Source organism: Fusobacterium sp. JB019 (assembly GCA_030673965.1).
Classification (GTDB): Bacteria; Fusobacteriota; Fusobacteriia; order Fusobacteriales; family Fusobacteriaceae; genus Fusobacterium_B.
The window spans coordinates 1-22526 of sequence record JAUTCN010000009.1; the positions used below are offsets into that span (position 1 = coordinate 1).

Annotated in this window: 23 protein-coding genes, 19 tRNA genes, 1 riboswitch and 1 other annotated feature; of the genes, 8 read left to right on the forward strand and 34 right to left on the reverse strand. The window is 30.0% G+C overall.

What is annotated here, in order from left to right; genetic code table 11:
* Nucleotides 1-175 precede the first annotated feature (175 nt).
* Nucleotides 176-1279, reverse strand: coding sequence for a D-alanyl-D-alanine carboxypeptidase family protein (locus Q7K47_06915; protein ID MDP0506954.1), 1104 nt, complete (start codon nucleotides 1277-1279; stop codon nucleotides 176-178).
* A gap of 116 nt (nucleotides 1280-1395) precedes the next feature.
* On the reverse strand, nucleotides 1396-2865 hold the full coding sequence (locus Q7K47_06920) for a Na+/H+ antiporter NhaC family protein (GenBank protein MDP0506955.1): 1470 nt from the start codon (nucleotides 2863-2865) through the stop codon (nucleotides 1396-1398).
* Between the two features lie 134 nt (nucleotides 2866-2999).
* A riboswitch (Lysine riboswitch) is annotated at nucleotides 3000-3172 on the reverse strand.
* A 132-nt stretch (nucleotides 3173-3304) separates the two neighbouring features.
* On the opposite strand from Q7K47_06920, the gene Q7K47_06925 reads away from it, so the two are divergent.
* From Q7K47_06925 to Q7K47_06960, 8 genes are all read left to right on the forward strand, one after another.
* Entirely contained in the window at nucleotides 3305-4255 is a 951-nt protein-coding gene (locus Q7K47_06925) for an RluA family pseudouridine synthase (protein ID MDP0506956.1), read from the forward strand.
* On the forward strand, nucleotides 4248-4859 hold the full coding sequence (locus tag Q7K47_06930) for a ribonuclease HII (GenBank protein ID MDP0506957.1): 612 nt from the start codon (nucleotides 4248-4250) through the stop codon (nucleotides 4857-4859). Before Q7K47_06925 ends, Q7K47_06930 begins: the two co-directional genes overlap by 8 nt.
* Nucleotides 4860-5237 carry a YraN family protein gene (locus Q7K47_06935; GenBank protein ID MDP0506958.1) on the forward strand — a complete coding sequence of 126 codons (378 nt, stop codon included), beginning with the start codon at nucleotides 4860-4862 and terminating at the stop codon, nucleotides 5235-5237.
* Nucleotides 5221-5442 (forward strand): zinc ribbon domain-containing protein, encoded by a 222-nt coding sequence (locus tag Q7K47_06940; GenBank protein ID MDP0506959.1) that lies wholly within the window; start codon nucleotides 5221-5223, stop codon nucleotides 5440-5442. The genes Q7K47_06935 and Q7K47_06940 overlap by 17 nt, the downstream gene beginning before the upstream one ends.
* Nucleotides 5411-6067 carry a phosphoribosyltransferase family protein gene (locus Q7K47_06945; protein MDP0506960.1) on the forward strand — a complete coding sequence of 219 codons (657 nt, stop codon included), beginning with the start codon at nucleotides 5411-5413 and terminating at the stop codon, nucleotides 6065-6067. The genes Q7K47_06940 and Q7K47_06945 overlap by 32 nt, the downstream gene beginning before the upstream one ends.
* A 119-nt stretch (nucleotides 6068-6186) precedes the next feature.
* Nucleotides 6187-6948 carry a triose-phosphate isomerase gene (tpiA, locus tag Q7K47_06950; protein MDP0506961.1) on the forward strand — a complete coding sequence of 254 codons (762 nt, stop codon included), beginning with the start codon at nucleotides 6187-6189 and terminating at the stop codon, nucleotides 6946-6948.
* A 23-nt stretch (nucleotides 6949-6971) separates the two neighbouring features.
* Nucleotides 6972-8492, forward strand: coding sequence for a 2,3-bisphosphoglycerate-independent phosphoglycerate mutase (gene gpmI, locus Q7K47_06955; protein MDP0506962.1), 1521 nt, complete (start codon nucleotides 6972-6974; stop codon nucleotides 8490-8492).
* Between the two features lie 44 nt (nucleotides 8493-8536).
* Nucleotides 8537-8911 (forward strand): thioesterase family protein, encoded by a 375-nt coding sequence (locus Q7K47_06960; protein MDP0506963.1) that lies wholly within the window; start codon nucleotides 8537-8539, stop codon nucleotides 8909-8911.
* Between the two features lie 445 nt (nucleotides 8912-9356).
* Here Q7K47_06960 and rplT read toward each other — a convergent pair whose 3' ends face one another.
* From rplT to Q7K47_07120, 32 genes are all read right to left on the reverse strand, one after another.
* Nucleotides 9357-9710, reverse strand: a complete 354-nt coding sequence (gene rplT, locus Q7K47_06965) for a 50S ribosomal protein L20 (GenBank protein ID MDP0506964.1) — start codon at nucleotides 9708-9710, stop codon at nucleotides 9357-9359.
* 29 nt (nucleotides 9711-9739) lie between these two features.
* The gene (gene rpmI / locus Q7K47_06970) at nucleotides 9740-9946 is read right to left on the reverse strand and encodes a 50S ribosomal protein L35 (GenBank protein ID MDP0506965.1); all 207 of its coding nucleotides are present in this window, start codon (nucleotides 9944-9946) and stop codon (nucleotides 9740-9742) included.
* Nucleotides 9947-9976: 30 nt separating this feature from the next.
* Nucleotides 9977-10489, reverse strand: a complete 513-nt coding sequence (gene infC, locus Q7K47_06975; GenBank protein MDP0506966.1) for a translation initiation factor IF-3 — start codon at nucleotides 10487-10489, stop codon at nucleotides 9977-9979.
* Nucleotides 10490-10504: 15 nt separating this feature from the next.
* Nucleotides 10505-10624, reverse strand: a sequence feature (ribosomal protein L20 leader region).
* A 57-nt stretch (nucleotides 10625-10681) separates the two neighbouring features.
* Nucleotides 10682-10758: transfer RNA gene (locus Q7K47_06980), tRNA-Arg, on the reverse strand.
* 39 nt (nucleotides 10759-10797) lie between these two features.
* Nucleotides 10798-10889: transfer RNA gene (locus Q7K47_06985), tRNA-Ser, on the reverse strand.
* Between the two features lie 4 nt (nucleotides 10890-10893).
* Nucleotides 10894-10977: transfer RNA gene (locus Q7K47_06990), tRNA-Ser, on the reverse strand.
* 94 nt (nucleotides 10978-11071) lie between these two features.
* A complete protein-coding gene (nifU, locus tag Q7K47_06995; GenBank protein MDP0506967.1) occupies nucleotides 11072-11443 on the reverse strand; it encodes a Fe-S cluster assembly scaffold protein NifU in 372 nt (123 codons plus the stop codon).
* 10 nt (nucleotides 11444-11453) lie between these two features.
* Nucleotides 11454-12620: a cysteine desulfurase family protein gene (locus Q7K47_07000; protein ID MDP0506968.1), complete on the reverse strand. Its 1167-nt coding sequence runs from the start codon at nucleotides 12618-12620 to the stop codon at nucleotides 11454-11456.
* A gap of 54 nt (nucleotides 12621-12674) precedes the next feature.
* Nucleotides 12675-13328 carry an endonuclease III gene (nth, locus tag Q7K47_07005; protein ID MDP0506969.1) on the reverse strand — a complete coding sequence of 218 codons (654 nt, stop codon included), beginning with the start codon at nucleotides 13326-13328 and terminating at the stop codon, nucleotides 12675-12677.
* Nucleotides 13329-13378: 50 nt separating this feature from the next.
* A complete protein-coding gene (locus tag Q7K47_07010) occupies nucleotides 13379-13846 on the reverse strand; it encodes a GNAT family N-acetyltransferase (protein MDP0506970.1) in 468 nt (155 codons plus the stop codon).
* Nucleotides 13847-13858: 12 nt separating this feature from the next.
* Complete coding sequence (gene tyrS / locus Q7K47_07015) at nucleotides 13859-15079, reverse strand: tyrosine--tRNA ligase (protein MDP0506971.1); 1221 nt, start codon at nucleotides 15077-15079, stop codon at nucleotides 13859-13861.
* 102 nt (nucleotides 15080-15181) lie between these two features.
* Nucleotides 15182-15259: transfer RNA gene (locus Q7K47_07020), tRNA-Asp, on the reverse strand.
* 17 nt (nucleotides 15260-15276) lie between these two features.
* Nucleotides 15277-15352 (reverse strand) — tRNA-Val (locus Q7K47_07025).
* Between the two features lie 3 nt (nucleotides 15353-15355).
* A tRNA-Tyr gene (locus Q7K47_07030) sits at nucleotides 15356-15440 on the reverse strand.
* A gap of 17 nt (nucleotides 15441-15457) precedes the next feature.
* Nucleotides 15458-15532: transfer RNA gene (locus Q7K47_07035), tRNA-Glu, on the reverse strand.
* Nucleotides 15533-15539: 7 nt separating this feature from the next.
* Nucleotides 15540-15615, reverse strand: a tRNA-Thr gene (locus Q7K47_07040).
* Nucleotides 15616-15683: 68 nt separating this feature from the next.
* Complete coding sequence (gene minD / locus Q7K47_07045) at nucleotides 15684-16475, reverse strand: septum site-determining protein MinD (protein MDP0506972.1); 792 nt, start codon at nucleotides 16473-16475, stop codon at nucleotides 15684-15686.
* A 194-nt stretch (nucleotides 16476-16669) separates the two neighbouring features.
* Nucleotides 16670-17887 (reverse strand): DUF819 family protein, encoded by a 1218-nt coding sequence (locus tag Q7K47_07050; protein MDP0506973.1) that lies wholly within the window; start codon nucleotides 17885-17887, stop codon nucleotides 16670-16672.
* 180 nt (nucleotides 17888-18067) lie between these two features.
* Nucleotides 18068-19366, reverse strand: coding sequence for a phosphopyruvate hydratase (gene eno, locus Q7K47_07055; protein MDP0506974.1), 1299 nt, complete (start codon nucleotides 19364-19366; stop codon nucleotides 18068-18070).
* 50 nt (nucleotides 19367-19416) lie between these two features.
* The gene (gene pykF / locus Q7K47_07060) at nucleotides 19417-20832 is read right to left on the reverse strand and encodes a pyruvate kinase PykF (GenBank protein MDP0506975.1); all 1416 of its coding nucleotides are present in this window, start codon (nucleotides 20830-20832) and stop codon (nucleotides 19417-19419) included.
* Between the two features lie 221 nt (nucleotides 20833-21053).
* Nucleotides 21054-21131: transfer RNA gene (locus Q7K47_07065), tRNA-Asp, on the reverse strand.
* Nucleotides 21132-21139: 8 nt separating this feature from the next.
* A tRNA-Val gene (locus tag Q7K47_07070) sits at nucleotides 21140-21215 on the reverse strand.
* A 3-nt stretch (nucleotides 21216-21218) separates the two neighbouring features.
* Nucleotides 21219-21294 (reverse strand) — tRNA-Phe (locus Q7K47_07075).
* A gap of 27 nt (nucleotides 21295-21321) precedes the next feature.
* Nucleotides 21322-21405, reverse strand: a tRNA-Ser gene (locus Q7K47_07080).
* 8 nt (nucleotides 21406-21413) lie between these two features.
* A tRNA-Glu gene (locus Q7K47_07085) sits at nucleotides 21414-21488 on the reverse strand.
* 6 nt (nucleotides 21489-21494) lie between these two features.
* Nucleotides 21495-21571 (reverse strand) — tRNA-Ile (locus tag Q7K47_07090).
* 52 nt (nucleotides 21572-21623) lie between these two features.
* Nucleotides 21624-21700: transfer RNA gene (locus Q7K47_07095), tRNA-Arg, on the reverse strand.
* Nucleotides 21701-21711: 11 nt separating this feature from the next.
* Nucleotides 21712-21787: transfer RNA gene (locus Q7K47_07100), tRNA-Lys, on the reverse strand.
* A 6-nt stretch (nucleotides 21788-21793) separates the two neighbouring features.
* Nucleotides 21794-21869 (reverse strand) — tRNA-Gly (locus Q7K47_07105).
* A gap of 24 nt (nucleotides 21870-21893) precedes the next feature.
* Nucleotides 21894-21969 (reverse strand) — tRNA-Met (locus Q7K47_07110).
* A gap of 3 nt (nucleotides 21970-21972) precedes the next feature.
* A tRNA-Leu gene (locus Q7K47_07115) sits at nucleotides 21973-22061 on the reverse strand.
* A 122-nt stretch (nucleotides 22062-22183) separates the two neighbouring features.
* Entirely contained in the window at nucleotides 22184-22504 is a 321-nt protein-coding gene (locus Q7K47_07120) for a GIY-YIG nuclease family protein (GenBank protein MDP0506976.1), read from the reverse strand.
* Nucleotides 22505-22526: the final 22 nt, after the last annotated feature.

A 22526-nucleotide genomic window follows, 5' to 3' on the forward strand; every position in this document is an offset into this window, starting at 1 on the left:
TTGTTTCTTTAAACACCATTTAAGGTTTGCTTGCTTATCTTGTTAAACTTCTCTATTCTGTTGTTAATGTCCTTCGTTCGCTTCTCTTGCGGACAAGAAGTATAATACCACTTTCCACAACTTATGTCAACATTTTTTTTACTTTTATTTTATTTTTTTATACTTTCAACTTGAATTATTTTTTTTTTATTATTCTATCCCTTGAAATTATATAACCTTCATTTATTTTTTTTCCATCTAAAAATAATTCAAATTCCCCTATTTTTTCCATTTTTTCTATAGGAGCATGTATTTCTCCATCTAACTTTAAAATTATTTTTACTTTTTTATCTTTTGAATAAATTTTTTCTACTTCTTTATCTGGATATACCTCTAAAAATTGTTCTGTTCCTTTTTTTATTTTAATTACAGCTAAAGGAACATCTTTTCTTAATATAACTTCATGCTTAAAATCATTGTAAAAATCTGAAATGTCCGTTTCTACTTTTTCATCTCTTGTTTTTTCATCGGGGCTCCCTAATATTACATAAATAATATTCATGTTATTATTCTTGCTTGCTATAGCTATATTATAACCAGCAGCATCATGATGCCCTGTTTTTATTCCATAAATGCCCTCTTTTCCCAAAAGTTTATTTCTATTCTTGAAACTTATTTGCCCCTTTAATATTTTTTCTTTTTTTTGGGAAGCAATTTTTATATATTCTTTACATTTTAAGGCTTCTTTTGATAATTTATATATTCCCTCTGAAGTTCCTATATCCATATTTTTACCAGTCATACTTGGTGGTAATCCTGTAGGAGTATAATAATTCAATTCTTCACCTATACCTAATTTCTTTGCTTTTTCATTCATTAATCCAACAAATTTATTTACATCTCCATGCCCAACGTATTTAGCTAAAACGTATGCTGCATTATTTGCTGAATGTATTGCTGTTGCCTTTATCAAATCTTTTACACTTATTTTAGTTCCTGTTTTTATCCAAATCCTACTCCCACCTAAACTATTTGATTCTTCATCCATTATAACAAGATCTTCTTTTTTTATTTTTCCTGATTCTATAAAATCAAAAGTTACTAAAAGCGTCATCATTTTTGTTAAAGATGCTAGCGGCATTTTTTCTTTTATATTTTCACCTAAAAAAACATTTCCTTTTTCGTCTCCTAAAAGATAAGACTTATACTCTATATTTTTTTTATCTAAAATTTCCTTAGCTAATATGAAATTCGAGTTTAATAAAAACACTAACAATATGTTCAATAAGTAATATTTCATTATATATACCCCTTTTCTAATTTCTAGATATCAATTATAACATTTTAATTTAATAAAAAAAACCTCCTCCTCAAATATATAAAATTTGAGGAGGAGGTTTTAAAATTCATTATCTTTTATTTTTTTAATCTAACTTCTGGTTCTCTAGGCAATCCAAATAATGGAATTAATCTATCTAACCCTGTTAAAGTCAGTATTAAAATTGAGGCAACAGCTATCATCGCTAAAAAATTATATCTTATTATATCTAAAGCTGTAAAACTATACAATGGATAAACAACTGAAGCTATTCCTACATAAAACCCTATATAAACATGCCATGGAATTAATTGAGAACCAAAAACTCCTAAAGCATCACTAAAAGTTGCATTTCTTAATTTTAATTTATATAAAGCTTCTTCAGACCCCTCAACATTTTCATCTACAAGATTTCTAATAATTGGTCCTATAGTAACTATTTGAGCCATTTCATCTGATAAAGCTGCATTTCCTAAAATAGAAAAAACTCCGTTAAAAAACATTAGTTGTCTTACATTTCTAGAAAGATTTTTAGCTATTCTCGATAACGGTTCAAAAGCATTTATGCTTCCCATTATTCCGCCAAATGCAGCTACCCACATCATCATCACAATTACCCAAGAACCAGCACCTTCGAACCCAGTATACATAAGATTAATGAAGTTAGGAACACTTGTTATTGTTCCTGCAAAAAGACCAAATATCAAGGCAGAGATTATTCCAGAAAACAAACATAATAAAGTAGGCAACCCTTTTATTGCTGTTATTAAAACTAATAATAACGGCAACATCATATATAAAGGCACTCCTTCTTGTACTTGATTTAATAAAATAACTGCTGACTCTCTTTTTTCAGCTAATGCTGCCCAAACCTCTTGAGGTATTTGACTAATCGCATCATTTGCACTTCCTACTGTATCCGGCAATCCCATCACTACTGATGCTACATAAAAGGCAATTATACTAAGAAATAAACACCCTAAAGACCAAACACCTTGATGTTTTATTCTATGAATAACTTCTACCTTTTGAATACCTGAGCTTACTACTGTCGTATCTGAAATTAACCCTATATTATCTCCAAAACATGCTCCTCCTGCTATTGCTGCTGTAGTTAATACTACGTTTCCTCCAACAATATGATTTAACCATAAAAAAACTGGAGCACAAGCTGCAAACGTTCCCCAAGATGTACCTATTGCAACAGATAAAACACTAGTTACTATTATCCCTGTTACTGCAATTGTTTTAGCTGTTAGCCCAAAATTAAGAGACATAATTATAATCGAAGCCCCAACTCCCGAAGCCATAAAAGTTTCTGCCATTGCGTAAGCTAACATTAATATAAAAAACACTAACTGAATTTCTTTTACATTATCTACTGCTTTATCCACAATTTCTTGAAAACTAAATTTCTCCGTAACAAACGCAACAATCGCTGCATAAACCGTTGCTATCGGCGCTGCAACCAAAACATCTAACCCTAATACAACCATTAAAACCGCTAATAAAACTACTGGAGATAGTTTTAGTATTTCTATAAACCAACCTCTTCTTTCCTGTGCCATAAAATAACCTCCCTAAAATTATTTAAAGTTAAAATTAAAATAATGAATTTTAGGTAAAAAAAAACTACCATTCAAAATGAACGGTAGAGTAATTACGAAATAAATATAGCTCTATAAAACTAAATATCTAAAAATTACTTGATAGCTCTACATTAGTTATTTCTAATGTCAGTATTATAGATATTCTCTATAATCCCAAGAATTTAAAAATCGCTTCTTAAATCTTTCGGCAAAATCCCCTTTCTTAACTTTCCTAGCTTCTCAGCTCTAGTTAATACTCTTGTCATTTGCAACCTCTACCTAAATTATTATTTTACTGTTTATTGTATGGATAATAACACTTTTAATTCTTAATGTCAAGTTTTTTTATTTCCAGTTCTCTTTTACTTGAACTAATGATATAATTATTTATATCACATAAATTTATTGGAGAGTATATATGAAAACTATAATTTTTAGTGTGGATAATTTTTCAGAAAAAAAAAGAATCGACACTATTATTCAAAAAAATATACCTGGAAAAAGCAGAAATTACATTCAATTTTTAATAGAAAATAACTATGTTCAGGTAGACAGTAAAACAATTAATAAATGTAGTTTAAAATTAAAAAAAAATCAAAAAATACAAGTTAATCTTCCTGAAGAAAAAATACAAAAAATAAAGGAAGAAAAAATTCTTTTAGATATTGTATACGAAGACAAGTTCATTGCTGTTATTAATAAACCTCCAAATATGACAGTTCATCCTGCGCAAAATAATTATAGCGGAACTCTCGTTAATGCTCTTCTTTACAACTTTAGTTCCTTATCTAATTTAGAAGATGATCCTATTAGACCCGGCATTGTTCATAGATTAGATAAAAATACCAGTGGACTTATAATTATTGCAAAAACAGATTTAGCTCATGAAAAATTAGTAACTATGTTTAAAGAAAAAAAAATTGCTAAAACATATCTTGCTATTTGCAAAGGAACTTTCAAAGAAAAAAAATTTAGATTAGAAAACTTAATCGGACGAGATCCAAAAGATAGAAAAAGGATGGCAGTAGTTAAAAAAAATGGAAAACTTGCAATTTCAAACTTTAAAGTAATTGACGAAACAACTAATTTTAGTTTACTCAAAGTTAATATTGAAACTGGTAGAACTCATCAAATAAGAGTTCATTTAAAATATTTAAATCACCCTATTTTAGGAGATGATACTTATGGTACCTCATCAAAATTAACATCACGTCAAATGCTACATGCTTACGTTTTAAGATTTTACCATCCTATAACAAATGAAAATATAACTCTTAAAGGCAATTTGCCCGCAGATTTTTTAAAAACTTTAAAAAACCTAAAGCTTGAAATAAATGATAAAAATATTTTAGGAGATAATTATGAATAATTTATACACTTTTGATTTAGAACAAGGAAATATTATCGGCGTCGATGAAGCCGGAAGAGGTCCTTTAGCAGGACCCGTTGTTGCTGCCGCTGTAAAAATAAAAGAACACCATGATTTTTTCAACGATATCAATGATTCTAAAAAATTAAGCGAAAAAAAAAGAGAGCTTCTTTTTGACAAAATAATAACTAACTGTGAGGTAGGAATAGGTATCGCTACTGTAGAAGAAATAGATAAATATAATATTTTAAACGCTACTTTTATCGCTATGAATAGAGCTCTAGAAGATATAACTAAAAATAATTTTTCTTACGATAAAGTAATCGTCGATGGAAATAAATTAATTAAAAATTTCCTTGGAAAACAAGAATTTTTAATTAAAGGAGATTCTAAATCTCTCTCAATTGCAGCAGCCTCTATAATAGCCAAAGTATCCCGAGATAATATCATGAAAAAGTTTGCAAACTATTATCCTGAATATTATTTTGAAAAACATAAAGGTTATGGTACCAAATTACATCGGGAAATTTTACTACAAAAAGGTCCTTTACCAATTCACAGAAAAACTTTTTTAAAAAAAATTTTAGGACCTCACAAATCATAAATGTACTTTAAAAATAACCGAGAACAAGGTTATTATTTTGAAAAAATAGCTTCTGAAATTATAACCTCTAAAGGTTATAAAATCATAGATAAAAACTATTATACTAGATATGGAGAAATTGATCTAATCGCCAAAAATAAAAATTTAATTATTTTTGTAGAGGTTAAGCAAAGATCTTCAAATAACTTTGGATTTGGAGAAAACTCTATTGATTACAAAAAAAGAAGAAGAATTTTTTTATCCGCTAAACAATTTTTATATAAAAACAATTTATTTGATTTTAGCATTCGTTTTGATGCAATTATTTTTTATAAAAAAAATAACTACTCTTATAAATGGTTAAAAAATATAATATGGGGTGATGAATTTGGATTTTAAATGTGTAAAATGTGGAAACGAGGATTATTTTGTAGAAACTATAGTTTTGCCAGAAAAAAATTATAAATTAAAATTAGATATTGGAACTTATTATTTAAAAATATGCTCTAACTGTGGCTATACTGAAATTTATTCAGCTAAAATATTGAACAAATCAAAGGAAAACATTTTAAATGTCAATCCTCAAAAAAATACAGCCAATTAAAACATTTATTTTTTCAAATAAATGCTGTATTTGCAATGAAATTTTAAATAAAAATTCCTTTTATATCTGCTCAAGTTGCAGAAAAGATCTAATTAAAAAGATCCATCTGAGAAATTTTAAAAATGTTTATTTTTTATTAGATTATAATCCTAATGTTAAACTTCTCATAAAGAATTATAAATTCTATAACAAAAAATATATTGGCCTTTTAATAGCTTCTCTAATAAAAAAAGATCTTTATCAAATTATAAAACTTAATCATATAAATTTAATAATTCCCGTCCCAATCAGCAAAGAAAAATATAGATCTAGAGGGTTTAATCAAGTCAATTATATTTTAGATTTACTAAATATTAAATATAAAAAAATCATTAGAAATAAAAACACTTATCCTATGTCATTATTAAAAAGCAATAATGCTAGACACTTAAATATAAAATCTTCTTTTTCAATTCCTTTTAATATTTCAAATAAAAACATATTAATTATAGATGACATAATTACAACTGGAAATACTGTTAAAGAAATAAAAAAAGAAATTCTAAAAAAAGGAAAACCTAATTCTATATTTATTTTTTCTATAGCTGCCGCTAAATCTTTTCATAAAAATATTTCTTCTATTTAGTTTAATTTTTACTCAAAAAATATCAATTTATTGCTATTTTCTTAATTAGAGTTTTATAGAAAAATATGATAAAATTTAAAAGATAAACTATTTTAGTAAATTTTACAAGGAGGATTCAAATGAGAAAAACAATTATCGCTGGAAACTGGAAAATGAACAAAACTAACAAAGAAACTGTCACAATTTTAAGTGAGCTTAAAGAAAAGATTCAAGGTATTGATGGAACAGATAAAATAGGAATTGTAATAGGAACACCTTTTACTGCCCTATCTGACGCTGTCAAAACTGTAGAAAATTCTAATATAAAAATAGCTGCTCAAAATGTATATCCTAAAGAAGCAGGAGCTTATACAGGAGAAATTTCTCCCGCAATGTTAAAAGATATTGGTGTAGAATACGTTATTCTTGGACATTCAGAAAGAAGAGATTATTTTAAAGAATCTAATGCTTTTATAAATGAAAAAATAAAATGTGTTTTATCTTATGATATGACACCTATATTTTGTATCGGAGAACAATTAGAGGATAGAGAAACTGAAAAAACTAATGAAGTTATTACTCTTCAAATTAAAGAAGGTTTAGCTGGTATATCTTTAGAAGAAGCTAAAAATATAATTGTAGCTTACGAACCTGTTTGGGCTATTGGAACTGGAAAAACTGCTACACCTGAAATTGCTGAAGAAACTCATAAAGAAATAAGAAAAGTTTTAAAAGAAATGTTCGGGAAAGTTGCTGAAGAAATTACAATTCAATACGGCGGATCTATGAAACCTAATAATGCCAAAGAATTACTTTCTCAAGAAAATATTGATGGTGGACTTATTGGAGGAGCTTCTTTAAATGCTAAAGATTTCTCTGATATTATAAAAGCTGCATTATAATAATTCAAACGAAAGGATAAAAAATGAATAAAAAACCTTTAATGTTAATGATTTTAGATGGTTGGGGAATAAATGAATGTAATTCTTGTGTTAATGCTATTAAAAGTGCCAATCCCAAGGAATTTACAAATTTAATTTCAAACTATCCTCATTCAAAATTAGAAGCTTCAGGAGAAGCTGTTGGACTTCCTAAAGGACAAATGGGAAATTCTGAAGTAGGACATCTTAATATTGGAGCTGGTAGAGTTATATACCAACCTCTTGTTAAAATTACAAAAGACATAAAAACTGGAGATTTTTTTAAAAAAGAAAATTTAGTAAAAGCTTTTTCTTTGGCTAAAAAAAATAATGTTTCTCTTCATCTAGGAGGACTAGTCTCTGATGGAGGAGTTCATTCTCATATAAATCATATTTTTGGATTACTAGAAATGGCCAAAAAATATAATTTAAAAAAAGTCTACCTTCATGCTTTTTTAGATGGTAGAGATACTCCTCCTTCTTCTGGAATTAATTTTTTAGAATTAGTTGAAAATAAAATGAACGAATTAGGAGTTGGAAAAATAGCTACTATTTCAGGAAGATATTTTGCAATGGATAGAGATCAAAATTGGGACAGAACTAAAAAAGCTTATGATAACATGACTCTTGGGAATGGTAATATTGCTTTGTCAACTAAAGAAGCCATTTCTTCTTCTTATTTAAATCATATAACTGACGAATTTTTTGAGCCTACAGTTATAGAAAAAGAAGGTCTTATCAAAGAAAATGATATTTTTATAAATTTTAATTTTAGACCTGATAGAGCTAGACAGATAACTAGAGCTTTAAATGATTTTAATTTTTCTTACTTCAATAGAAACATTGAACCAATAGAAGTTTATTGCATGAGACAGTACGATTCAACTATTAATGCCCCTATTATTTATACGGATTCTGAAATAATAAATACTTTGGGAGAAGTTGTCTCTAATGCTGGATTAAAACAATTTAGAACTGCTGAAACTGAAAAATATGCTCATGTAACTTTTTTCTTTAACGGAGGAAAAGAAAATCAATATCCTGGTGAAGATAGAAAATTAATTGCTTCACCTAAAGTTGCTACTTATGATTTAAAACCTGAAATGTCTGCTTTTGAAGTAACTGATGCCGCTATTGAAGCTTTAGATAGTCAAAAATATGACGTTTTTATTTTAAATTTTGCAAATCCTGATATGGTAGGACATACAGGAGTTTTAGAAGCTGCTGAAAAAGCAATCTCAACAGTTGATCAATGTATGAAAAAAATAGTTGATAAAATCTTAGAACTAGATGGAACTGTTCTTATTACTGCAGATCATGGTAATGCTGAATTAATGGTAGATCCTAACACTAAAACTCCTTATACTGCCCACACTACAAATTTAGTTCCTTTTCTTTATGTTTCTAATAACTCTAAAGAAATTAAATTAAATGATGGTAAACTAGCAGATATTGCTCCAACAATGCTAAAAATACTAGGAATTAAAATTCCTACAGAAATGACTGGAAATATTTTAATTAAATAGGTATACTATAAGTATCTTAAATTAAATAACTATGGAGGAATTTTATGCTTAAAGAAGGATTAAAACTTAGTCACAAAAAAATAGTTACACCTGATGAAACTGCTGCTAAAGCTGCTTCTGGAACTCTAGATGTTTATGGAACACCTTTTCTTATTGCATTTATGGAAAAAACATCACTAGATATTGTCACACCTTTTCTTAAAGATGGAGAATCTACTGTTGGAATTTCTATGAATATGAAACATGTTAAAGCAAATAAAATAGGCGATGAAATTACTTGTAAAGCCGAATTATATAAAATAGACGGTAAAAAACTTACTTTTAAAGTAGTTGCTACTCATAATGATAAAGTTATAGGTGAAGCTACACATGAAAGATTTATTATTGATATTGATAGATTTCTATCTAAATTAAAATAAATACCTATTATAAATTTTAAAAAGCTAGCATATTAATATGCTAGCTTTTTATATGGGGTCTATAATATTTGGTATTGATATTTGCAAAAAAATTGAGACAAGTAAAAAAATATATTATTAAAGGAATTATATCTAAAGTTTTTTAGATGAACTTAAATTTTCTGAAGAAAAAATTGTTACTAAAATTTTATGAATTAGAAGAAGCTTATACTATTTATCAAAATTTAATATTCTTTATTAAAACTAGAAATTATATAGATTTTAAGCGCTTTATTAGCGTTAATTTAACGACAATAAAAATTTCTTCAGCATAAAGCTGAAGAAACAAAAATTATTATATAATTTTTGTTATTTTTCTCCATCAACACCAGTTGACAAAGAACCTTTATATGTATATACTGAAAAATAAAAAAAGCAGAGCAAAGCTCTGCTTAATTATTTTTATCTATGCTAACGCCGCTTTTGCAGCATCTGCTAATTTTGCAAATCCTTCTGCATTATTTAATGCCATATCTGCTAAAACTTTTCTATCTAATTCAACACCAGATCTTTTTAATCCATTCATAAATGTTGAGTAAGTCATTCCATTTAGTCTTGCCCCTGCATTTATTCTAATGATCCATAATTGTCTCATTTTTCTTCTTCTTACTTTTCTATCTCTTGTAGAGAAAGCCATTGCTCTCATTACTGCTTGTTTAGCTTGCTTTACTACGTCTCCAGAAGCTCCTCTGAATCCTTTAGCAGCTTTTAAAATCTTTTTATGCTTTCTTCTTCTTACTACACCAGTTTTAACTCTCATCTTATCCTCCTATCTATTAAAATTAGCTATTATCTTCCTGTTCCATATGGCAATAAAGAAACCATGTGCTTTTTATATACATCTAAAAGTACAAAGTCTTTCTTCATTTTATTTTTTCTTTTTCTTGTCTTTTTAGTTAATATGTGACTTTTTCCTGAATGTTTTACTACATATTTTCCTGTTCCTGTTACTTTCACTCTTTTTGCTGTTCCTCTATGAGTTTTCATTTTTGGCATTGTATGTTCCTCCTCTCAATTACTTAAATACTACTTCTTTAATGTCATCAATAAATGTTTTTGTGCATCCCTATATCTTTTCTCTATATCCGCACTCTCTTTAAATCTTTCTGCAATTTGATCTAATAGAGCTATTCCCATACCTTCATAACTTCTTTCTCTTCCAAATTGAACTAAAGTAACTTTTACTTTATTATCTTTTTCTAAGAATTTTTGTATATTTTTCATCTTTGTTTCTAGGTCGTGAACATCTATTCTAGTTCTTACTTTAACTTCTTTCACTACAACCATTTTTTGTTTCTTTTTAGCATCTTTGGCTTTTCTAGTTTGTTCATATTTATACTTACCATAATCCATTATTTTACAAACCGGTGGCTTTGCTGATGGTGATATCTCAACCAAGTCAAGATCTAATTTTCTAGCTTCATTTAAAGCTGCTGAAGCTGTCATTATACCCATTTGTTCTCCTGAATTTGATATAATCCTAAACTCTTTCCCTCTTATTCTTTCATTAATTCTAATTTTGTCAGAAATAGCCGACACCTCCTATTAAAAACTTTATAAAAAAAAACAAGGCTACATAACCCTGTTGTATAATCAAAATAAATTTATTTTAAAAATTTAACCTGATAAGGCTTTTGCCCAAAAGGTGAGAAACAGGGGTTTCTTCTTTTATTTAATACCCACTCATTATACTTGAATGTATTAACATTGTCAAGTGTTTTCTTATATTTATGGCGTACTCGAGAGGAGTCGAACCCCCAACCCCCTGATCCGTAGTCAAGTGCTCTATCCAGTTGAGCTACGAGTACAAAAATAAAAAAAGGTAGCTAACCTACCTAATATTTTAATGGCGGTGAAGGAGAGATTTGAACTCTCGGTACCGTTTAAGCGGTACACTCCCTTAGCAGGGGAGCGCATTCGGCCACTCTGCCACTTCACCATTATGGCGGAGAACCAGAGACTCGAACTCTGAAGCCTTGCGGCGTCGGTTTTCAAGACCGATTCCTTACCAATTAGGATAGCTCTCCACGCCAATAATATTACCACATTTCACACTTTTTGTCAACTAAAGTTTTATATCAAGTAAGGCTATCTATAATCTTTAGATTAATTTTTAATAGTTTATTTTTTCTTTGATAAATAATCTTCTATTGCTGCTTTTATAGCTTCTTCCGCAAGAACTGAACAATGCATTTTTACTGCTGGTAATCCTCCTAAAGCTTCCACCACTTTTTTATTAGTAACCTCTAAAGCTTCTTCTACTGTTTTCCCTAGAATCATCTCTGTAGAAACTGAAGAGGATGCTATAGCAGATGCACACCCAAAAGTTCTAAATTTAACATCTACAATAATTTCATTTTCTATTTTTAAAAAAATTTCCATTATATCTCCACAAGAAGCATTTCCTATTTTCCCATAGCCATCTGGATTATCTATCACTCCCATATTTCTAGGATTACTAAAATGATCCATTACTTTATCTGTATACTCCATTACCTTCCCCCTAATTTTTATTTTCATCCCACAAAGGAGACATTTTTCTTAACTTTTCTATTATTTCAACTAAATTATCCAAAGTATAATCTATTTCTTTTTTTGTGTTATATTTTCCAATACTAAATCTTATTGTTCCATGAGCAAATTCTACTGGAACTCCCATAGCTAACAACACATGAGAAGCTTGTAACTCATCTGATGAACATGCTGATCCTGAACTTACAGCTATTCCTTTTAAACTTAAATGAAGCAAAATTGATTCTCCTTCTATATATTTAAAAGTTATGCTCGAGGTCCCTGCTAATCTTTCTGCTTCTTTTGAATTTATAATTACTTGAGGAATTCTTTTTAATACTTCACTTTCAAAATAATCTCTTAATTCTGAAATTCTTTTTTCTTCCTCTTCTTTATTTTTATATATTTTATTTAAAGCTGTTGCCATTCCTACGATAAGAGGTGTATTGGTTGTCCCTGGTCTTAATTTCTTTTCCTGACCTCCTCCTGTAATAACTTTTCCTATTCTAACTCCATTTCTTATATATAATCCTCCGACTCCTTTAGGTCCATAAAATTTATGAGCTGTAAAAGCTAATGTGTCTATACCTATTTCTTTAGGCTTTATTTCTTTTTTTCCCATGCTTTGAACAGCGTCAACATGAAACAATATCCTATTTTTATTAGCTATTTCAGCTATCTCTTCTATAGGTTGAATTGCTCCACTTTCATTATTAGCATGCATAACTGTGATTAAAATAGTATCCTCTTTTATAGCATTTTTTAAATCCTCTATCTTTAAAACTCCATTTTTATCAACATCTACCTCAGTTATTTCAAATCCTTCTCTCTCTAGATCTTTACATGTATTTCTTACTCCTGGATGTTCTATCGAACTTAATATTATATGCTTACCTCTATTTTTATACGCTCTTGCTATCCCTCTTATTGCTATGTTATCTGATTCAGTACCTGACCCTGTAAAAATTATTTCTTCTGGTTTTACCTCTAGAACATCTGCTATTTTTTTCCTAGCATCACGTACTGCCTTTCCAGTTTCCCTCCCAAATAAATGAAGACTAAAGGCATTCCCATACTCTTCTTTAAAATAAGGAACCATACTTTCAAAAACTTCATCATCTAATTTTGTAGTTGCATTGTTATCTAAATAAATTTTCATTCTATCAACTCCTACCATTTGATACCTAATTTATACCATTCCTTACTATTTTTGTCAAGAATTATTCTTTGCCTTTTTATAAGTTTCGCAAATAGTATTAATTTCACACTCTGAACATTTAGGTCTTCTCGCTATACATTTATCTCTTCCCTGAAGTATCAAAAAATGAGAAAATTGTATCCATTTATTTTTAGGAACTATCTTCATTAAATCTTTTTCAATCTTATCTGGAGACTGTTCTTTTGTTAAGCCAATCATTTTACTCAATCTTTTTACATGAGTGTCTACTGTTATCCCATCAGCTAATCCCCAAAGTTCTCCTCTAACTACATTTGCTGTTTTTCTCCCAACTCCATTTAATTTTAATAAATCTTCCATTTTTTTAGGAACTTTTCCATTATAATTTTCTAAAATTTGTTTACTTGTTTTCTTTATATTTTTTGATTTATTTTTATAAAATCCTGTACTTTTTATTTTAACTTCTATTTCCTCTAACTCTAATATAGAAAATCCTTCTGGAGTATTTACTTCTTTAAACATTTTATCAGTAACAATATTAACTCTTTTATCTGTACACTGAGCTGACAACATAACAGCAATCAACAATTCAAAAGGAGTTGTATAATTTAATGCACATTTAGGATCTCCAAATTTTTTTTCCAAAACAGATAAAATAACTTCAACCTTATTCTTTTCTTCTTTCAGCATAATCACTCCTTATCTTAATTAAGAAAAAAGGACGGAATAATCCGTCCCTATTAATTTAAACATTTTATAAAAAGCATATGCTCTACACCCTTGTATTTTTCCATACAATCAAATATAAAACCTAATCTAGCAAATGCTTTTTTTGAAAATAAATTTTCCTCCAATATATAAGCTAAAACAATAGAAATATCTTGTCTCTTCTTTCTTATTTTATTTAAACTTAACTCAATTATTTTTTCACTATACCTTTTCCCACGAATACTTTCTATTATATAAACATTTATAATAGCACATTCTCCATCGATTTCAAATTTAACATACCCCAAAAAAGACTGTTCGTCATCTAAGACTGTATATAGTTCATAATAATCTGACTTTATAAGAAATTTATACCATTTTTTATGAGTTTTCCATTGACTTTTCTCATTTCCTTTATAGTATTTTTTCACATATTTATCATGTACATTCAAGTATATATTTTCAATATCATCTTCTATTGTTTCTCTTAAAATAATCAAATATACCACCTTTTATTTTAAAATTATCTTCTGAAATCTCTTCTTTCCTATTTTAACTAATATTTCACCATCATCAAAAATATTTTCTTCTAATAAAAAATGAACATCTTTTACTTTTAATCCATCAATAGAAACTGCATTTTGTTGAATTAATCTTCTTCCTTCACTTTTAGTCTTTATTATTTTTTCTTCTGCCAGTATATCTAACAATGATGAACCTAACTTTATCTTTTCCATCTCTATAGTCGGAACATCTTTCATATCATTTCCTTTACCAAATAAAGCTTCTGAAGCAGCTTTTGCTTTTTGAGCTTCTTCTTCACCATGAATCATTTTTGTAACTTCATAAGCCAAAACTACTTTTGCTTTATTTATTTCTGCATCTTTTAAAGAAGATAATTTTCTAACTTCATCCATAGGTATAAATGTTAATAATGATAAACATTTTTCAACATCAGCATCATCTATATTTCTCCAATATTGATAAAATTCATACGGTGTTGTCTTTTCAGGATCAAGCCACAAAGCTCCTTTTGCTGTTTTTCCCATTTTTTTGCCTTCGCTATTAGTTAATAATGTGCAAGTCATTCCATAAACTGTTTTTTGACTTTTTTTTCTAACTAAATTTATTCCTGCAATTATATTTGACCACTGATCATCTCCACCCAATTCCATTTTACAGTTATACTTTTTATTTAAAATATAGAAATCATATCCTTGCATTAGCATATAATTAAATTCTAAAAAAGATAGTCCTGCTTCCATTCTTGACTTAAAACACTCTGCAGCTAACATTCTATTTACAGAAAAACATGATCCTATTTCTCTTATAAAATCAATATAATTTAATTTTAATAACCAGTCTGCATTATTCGCCAAAATTGCTTTATCATCTGAAAAATCAATAAATTTTTCCATTTGTTTTTTTATACAAGCAACGTTATGAGCAATAGTTTCTTTTGTCATCATTTGTCTCATATCAGTTCTTCCACTTGGATCACCAATCATAGCAGTTCCCCCACCGATTAATGCAATTGGTCTATGACCAAATTTTTGCATATGTGCCATAAACATCATAGCTATAAAATGACCCACATGTAAACTATCCGCAGTAGGATCAAATCCTATATAAAACGTAATCTTTTCTTCTGATAATAATTTCTCTATATTTTCTTCATCTGTGAATTGTTTCAAATATCCACGTTCTTTCAAAACATTATATACATTATTCATTTACAATTCCCCCTATTCTTTACTATGGTTTATATTTTAACATAAACTTATTTTTTTTTAAAGAAAAAAAAGAGATGCTTAACATCTCTCTAATATTTTAAATGGCGGGAGCGACGAGAATCGAACTCGCGACCCCCAACGTGACAGGCTGGTGCTCTAACCAAACTGAGCTACGCCCCCATTTTATATCATTTTTATGGTGGTCACAACAGGACTTGAACCTGTGACCCCCTGCTTGTAAGGCAGGTGCTCTCCCAACTGAGCTATGCGACCAAGTGGTGGTGAGGGAAGGATTTGAACCTTCGAAAGCTGAGCTGGCAGATTTACAGTCTGCTCCCTTTGACCACTCGGGAACCTCACCGACTTATTAAATTATTATGGTACCCCGTAGGGGAATCGAACCCCTGTCTTCAGAGTGAAAATCTGATGTCCTAACCGTTGAACGAACGGGGCAAAATAATGGTGCCGCTTACCGGAATCGAACCAGTCACCTACTGATTACAAGTCAGTTGCTCTACCAGATGAGCTAAAGCGGCATCAAGATTGCATTTAATAATATCATACTATCCTTATCTTGTCAACTTTTTTTTGCTTTTATATTAAATTAGCTTCCAAAAATATTTCTTAACTTTCTTAAAAACCCTTTTCCTAAATCCAAGTCTAAAAATTCTATGTTTTCTCCTAAGAGTCTACTTGCTATATTTTTATAACTCTGAGCAGCTAAAGATTTTCCTTTATAAACTAACGGTTCTCCCTTATTTGTAGAAATAACTATAGTCTCATCGTCTGGAACAACTCCTAATAATTTTATTCTAAGTACTTCTAAAACATCATCCACACTTAACATGTTACCTTGCTTAACCATCTCAATTTTTATTCTATTAATAATTAGAGTTATTTTATCTATCTCTTCAGCAGCTAATAATCCAATTATTCTATCAGCATCTCTTACTGCTGACATTTCTGGAGTTGTAACTATTATAGCCTCGTCTGCTGCTACAATCGCATTTTTAAAGCCTTGTTCTATTCCTGCGGGACAATCCATTATAATATAATCAAAATCTTCTCTAAGCGCCTCTACCAACTGCTTTATTTGCTCTGGAGTAACATCTGTTTTATCTCTTGTTTGAGCAGCAGGTAATAAATTTAAATTAATATTTCTTTTGTCTTTTACTAAGGCTTGCTTTATTTTACAACGTCCTTCTATTAGGTCAACTATATCATAAACTATTCTGTTCTCCAAACCCATAACAACATCTAAATTTCTAAGGCCTATATCAGTATCTATAAGCAAAACCTTTTTGCCCTTAAGAGCCAATCCTGCTCCTATATTGGCTGATGTTGTAGTTTTACCTACTCCACCTTTACCAGATGTTACCACTAATACTTTTCCCATAACTCCCCTCCTAAATGCTGTCTCTTTTTTTAGCATATACTAAAGTATACCATACTAATTTTTATCCTTCAATATGATTTTATGTACATTTTAATATAATTTCTACATTCTTTTTTGTTTCATATAAATTAAAAACACACTTTAGAAATTAATTTAAAGTGTGCTTCTATTTTAAGCTTTTTATATAACTCTATTTATAGTATAATTAATAATTTCGCTAACATTAAAGCTGTTACAGTACCCATCGCAGATCCTAATATTCCCATCATCAATCCTGCCGGAATTAATGCTTCATCATAAGTTCCTGCTAATATAGGAGCTGATACCGTTCCACCTATATTTGCTTGAGAAGCTATTCCACAAATATATAAGTCTAATTTAAATATTTTAGCCATAATTAATAAAACAATTAAATGGAAACCTAAGATTAAGAATCCTGCAATTATATATATCGCCGCTTCACTAAAGCTAATTGTTGAAAAATCTGTTGCTGTTGCTATTAATGCAACAACAATATATAAAAGAACACTTCCTATATGATCTGTTCCTTTTATCCTTTTTAATGGTGTTGTACTACCTATTAATCCAAATACAGTTGCTAAAATAACTACCCAACCTGAACCACTAAAGAAGTTTCTTAATCCATATAAAAAAGCTCCTTGTTGTAAATTAGAAGGGTGCACAACTTGTTTCCCTAGAACTAAAACTATTCCAGCCACTCCTAATCCTAGCCCTAAAGTTAACATAAAATCCATAAACTCATAATCTCTTTTATCTTTATTCGCTTCTGCTGATAAATGAATACTTTTAATTATTTCGTCTACGTCTGCACTATGAGCTCCTGAAAACTTATTAAATTTTTCTCTCATTGGAGCCAAAGTAATCAGCATAACTAACCAGAAAGAAGCACAAATATTATCCATTAAAAATGCATAAGTTAACGCTTGAGATCCTTCTTTTACACCTAATCCAACTTGAGTAGCAGCCATATTTGTTGAACCACCAATCCAAGATGAAGAAAGTATTGAAAATGTTTGCCACGCATCCATATCCAATTTAGATTTAAATGCCATAAATACAATTATAAACCCAATTATTATACTTGCTGTCACTGCCAAGAAAGATCCTACTAACTTAGGCCCTAATTTAAATATATCTCTGATATCATTCTTTAGCAATAATAAGAACAGCATCATTGGTAATAAATAATATTTTAAACCGCCTATAAAATGAGATATTTCTGGAGTTAATTGCCAGATATGCAACGATGCTCCTATCATACCCCCAAAATAAATAAAAGTTAAACCTGGAATAAACTTAAAAATAGGTAACTTTACTTTAATTTGTAAAAATAATACTAATGTTACAAATAAAATCAACAATGAAAAATAACTATAAATACTTGTTATCATACAATCCTCCCTTTAAATAATAGTTTAAGCATACTGTTTGTTTGATTACCTAACACTTTATATGCCTTATTACAACTTCACCCTATTATAATACCACGATTTTTATAAAAATTAAACTTTTTTGTCTAAAATAAAAAAATGGCTATCTATATAACTAGATAGCCATTTAATTTTAATTAATTATTTAGATACATTATAAAATACATCTATTCCGTTATATTGAGCCATTTCTCCTAATTCTTGTTCAATTCTTAATAATTGGTTGTATTTTGCCATTCTGTCAGTTCTTGAAGTTGACCCTGTTTTTATTTGTCCAGCATTAACACCAACTACTAAATCAGCTATTGTTGCATCTTCAGTTTCCCCTGATCTATGAGAAACTACTGCAGTCATTCCTGCTCTTTTTGCCATTTCAATAGCATCTAAAGTTTCTGTTAATGTTCCTATTTGATTAAGTTTAATTAATATTGAGTTTGCTGCTTTTTCTTTTATTCCTCTTGCTAATCTTTCAGTATTAGTTACAAATAAATCATCACCAACTATTTGAGTTTTATCTCCTATAGCTGCTGTTAATTTTTTCCATCCATCCCAATCATCTTCAGCTAATCCGTCTTCTATTGATGTTATTGGATATTTTTCAACTAAAGATTTATACCAATCTACCATCTCATCAGATGTTCTTACAACTCCACCTTCTCTTTTAAATTCATAGTTTCCAGTTTCTTCATTATAAAATTCACTTGAAGCTGAGTCTATAGCAAATGTTATATCTTTTCCTGGTTCATAACCTGCTTTTTTGATAGCTTCTACCATCATATCTAAAGCACCTTCTGTTCCATTTATATTTGCCGGAGCATATCCTCCTTCATTTCCTACATTTGTAGAATCTCCATTAGCTTTTAATAATTTCCCTAAGTTATGGAAAACTTCAGCTCCCATTCTCATAGCTTCATGAAAATCTTTAGCTCCTACTGGTTGAATCATGAATTCTTGAACATCTACTGCAGAATCAGCATGTGATCCTCCATTTAAAATGTTCATCATAGGAAGAGGTAATTCTTTTGCATTTACTCCACCTAAATATTTATATAAAGGCATTCCTTCTGCTGCTGCTGCTGCCTTTGCAACTGCTAATGAAACACCTAATATAGCATTAGCTCCTAATCTTCCTTTATTTGGAGTTCCATCTAATTTTATCATAGCTTTATCAATTTTCACTTGATCTAAAGCATCCATCCCTAATAACATTTCTTTTATTTCAGTATTAACATTTTTTACAGCTGTTAATACTCCTTTTCCTAAATATCTTGATTTATCTCCATCTCTTAATTCTACAGCTTCATGAACTCCTGTAGAGGCTCCTGATGGAACTGCTGCTCTTCCTTCAGCACCACAAGATAAAACTACATCTACTTCTACAGTTGGATTTCCTCTTGAATCTAATATTTCTCTAGCTATTACGTCAACTATTTTTGTCATTTCTTCCTCCTTAAAATCTGTTAACACTTAAAATATTTATATTTATTTAATTATCTAACTTTTATTATTTTTAAAGTATTAGTTGTTCCTTGAATGAAAACTTCTTCTCCACATGTTGCTGCTATTATATCTCCAGATTCTACTAACCCTAATCCTAAAGCTGCTTTTTCTGCATGCTCCATAAATCCTTTTAATGTTTTTATATCTTCGCTCAAATAAGGAACTACACCTTTTGTTAAAAGTAATTGATTAAATGATTTTTGATTATTAGTAATTGCCATTATATTTGCTGTTGGAAAATATTTTCTTAAACTTCTCGCTGCTCTTCCAGAACCAGTTCCAACAACTATTAATTTTGCATGTAAAACTTCTGCTGCATCCACGCATCCTTTTGCAACAGCTTCTGTAATAGTTAATTTTCCTTTTCTATCATAATCAACATTACTATATAATAATGGATCTGTCTTTTCTGCTATTCTAGTCATTACCTTTACTGCTTCTACAGGATATTTCCCTTTAGCACTTTCCCCTGATAACATAACTGCATCTGTTCCATCTAATATTGCATTAGCCACATCATTAGCTTCCGCTCTTGTTGGTCTTGGATTATTTATCATCGAATCTAGCATTTGTGTTGCTGTTATTACTGGTTTTCCAGCTTCATTACACTTTTCTATCATCATTTTTTGAGCAAAAGGAACCTCTTCTACAGGTATTTCAACTCCCAAATCTCCTCTTGCAACCATTATTCCATCTGAATATTTTAAAATTTCTTCAAAATTATCTAATCCCTCTTTATTTTCTATTTTTGAAATTATCTTTATTGCTTCTCCACCATTTTCAGTAAGGATCTTTCTAACCTCCTTAACATCTTCAGCTTTTCTTATAAACGACGCTGCTACAAAATCTACTCCTTGTTCACATCCAAATTTTAAATCTGCAACGTCTTTCTTCGCAAGTGCTGGTAAATTAACATTTACATTAGGTAGATTAACTCCTTTATTCTCTCCTAATTCTCCGTTATTTAAAACAGTACATCTAACTTCCTGCCCTTCTATTTCATCTACTTTCATTTCTATCAAACCATCATCAATTAAAACTATATCTCCTAAAGATAAGTCAGATGCAAAATTATCATAAGTAACTGCTACTTTATCTTTATTTCCAACAACTGCTTTATCTGTAGTTATTGTAAATTTTTGTCCAGCAATTAATTTAACATCTTCCCCATTTTCTAATTTTATTGTTCTTATTTCAGGACCTTTTGTATCTAAAAGTATTGCCGCTTTTAATCCTGTTTCTATTTTTATTTCTCTTAATGTTGCTATTCTTTCTGCATGTTCTTCATGACTTCCATGAGAAAAGTTTAATCTCATAACATTCATTCCAGCTTTTATAAGTTTTGTTAACATCTCTTTAGACTCACTTTTAGGGCCTATTGTACAAACTATTTTTGTTTTTTTCACAAAATCACCTCAATAATTTTTTTATTTTTACACACACAACAAAATTATATAAATTCTAATAATTATTTTATATATTTATGTTTAAATTTTAAACAATAAAGGTACTTTTGTCAATTTTATTAACGAGCATTTTTTTATCCTTTTTAGTAATATCCTTAATCATGTAGCTTTAATATAACAATAAAAAAAAGAGATGTTATACATCTCTTTGACTTTCTTAATGGCGGGAGCGACGAGAATCGAACTCGCGACCCCCAACGTGACAGGCTGGTGCTCTAACCAAACTGAGCTACGCCCCCGCATATAATGGTGGTCACAACAGGACTTGAACCTGTGACCCCCTGCTTGTAAGGCAGGTGCTCTCCCAACTGAGCTATGCGACCAAGTGGTGGCCAGAGGCGGAATCGAACCACCGACACGGGGATTTTCAGTCCCCTGCTCTACCGACTGAGCTATCTGGCCAAACAAATATTTAATTCTAAAAAAAAATGGCGGAGAACCAGAGACTCGAACTCTGAAGCCTTGCGGCGTCGGTTTTCAAGACCGATTCCTTACCAATTAGGATAGCTCTCCAGCACATATGGTACCCCGTAGGGGAATCGAACCCCTGTCTCCAGAGTGAAAATCTGATGTCCTAACCGTTGAACGAACGGGGCATAAAATGGTGGATCTAATTGGATTTGAACCAATGACCACTCGGTTATGAGCCGAGTGCTCTAACCAGCTGAGCTATAGATCCATACGTTTCTATAATCTACCATGTGTTAAATTATTCTTTTTTTATTTCTATATGGCGTGTCTGAAGGGATTCGAACCCCTGACCCACGCCTTAGAAGGGCGTTGCTCTATCCAGCTGAGCTACAGACACAAATGAATAGATGGTGCGTCATACAGGATTTGAACCTGTGACAACACGATTAAAAGTCGTGTGCTCTACCAGCTGAGCTAATGACGCATATTCTGGAGCGGGAAACGAGGTTCGAACTCGCGACATTCAGCTTGGAAGGCTGACGCTCTACCAACTGAGCTATTCCCGCATTTGTAAATCTATTATTTGGTTTTGGTGGCGGGGATAGGACTTGAACCTATGACCTTCGGGTTATGAGCCCGACGAGCTGCCAACTGCTCTACCCCGCGATATGGTGCCTAGGGCCGGAATCGAACCGGCACGGTATCAAGATACCACGGGATTTTAAGTCCCGTGCGTCTACCTGTTCCGCCACCCAGGCTTCTTAAGTTAAGATGTTTTTCTTTTCCTCAAGACAAGAATAATAATATCACATTTACTAACTTGTGTCAATAATTTTTTTCGCTTTTTTTCCGCTTTTTTTTAGAAATTTAACACATACCCTTATTTACCAACGTTTTCTTCTATTATTATTTTATATTTTTTTTCTATAATTTTTATAAATTTTTTTCTTTCTTCTTGATTTGTCACTAATAACTCTTTATTTTTTTTCACTTTTTTCTTTAAAATATACTCAATTTTTGAAGCTTCACTCCGATTTTTAGAAACAAAGGTAATTTCTATTCCTTTTACCCCTTTAATTTTAGTATACTTTGCTCCTTTTCCACTTTTATGTTTCTCATATCTTTTTTCAATATCATTAGTTATGCCTGTATATAAACTATTGTCCCCACATCTTAAAATATAAATATACCAATTTTTCATTTTTATTCCTTTTTTTTAATAA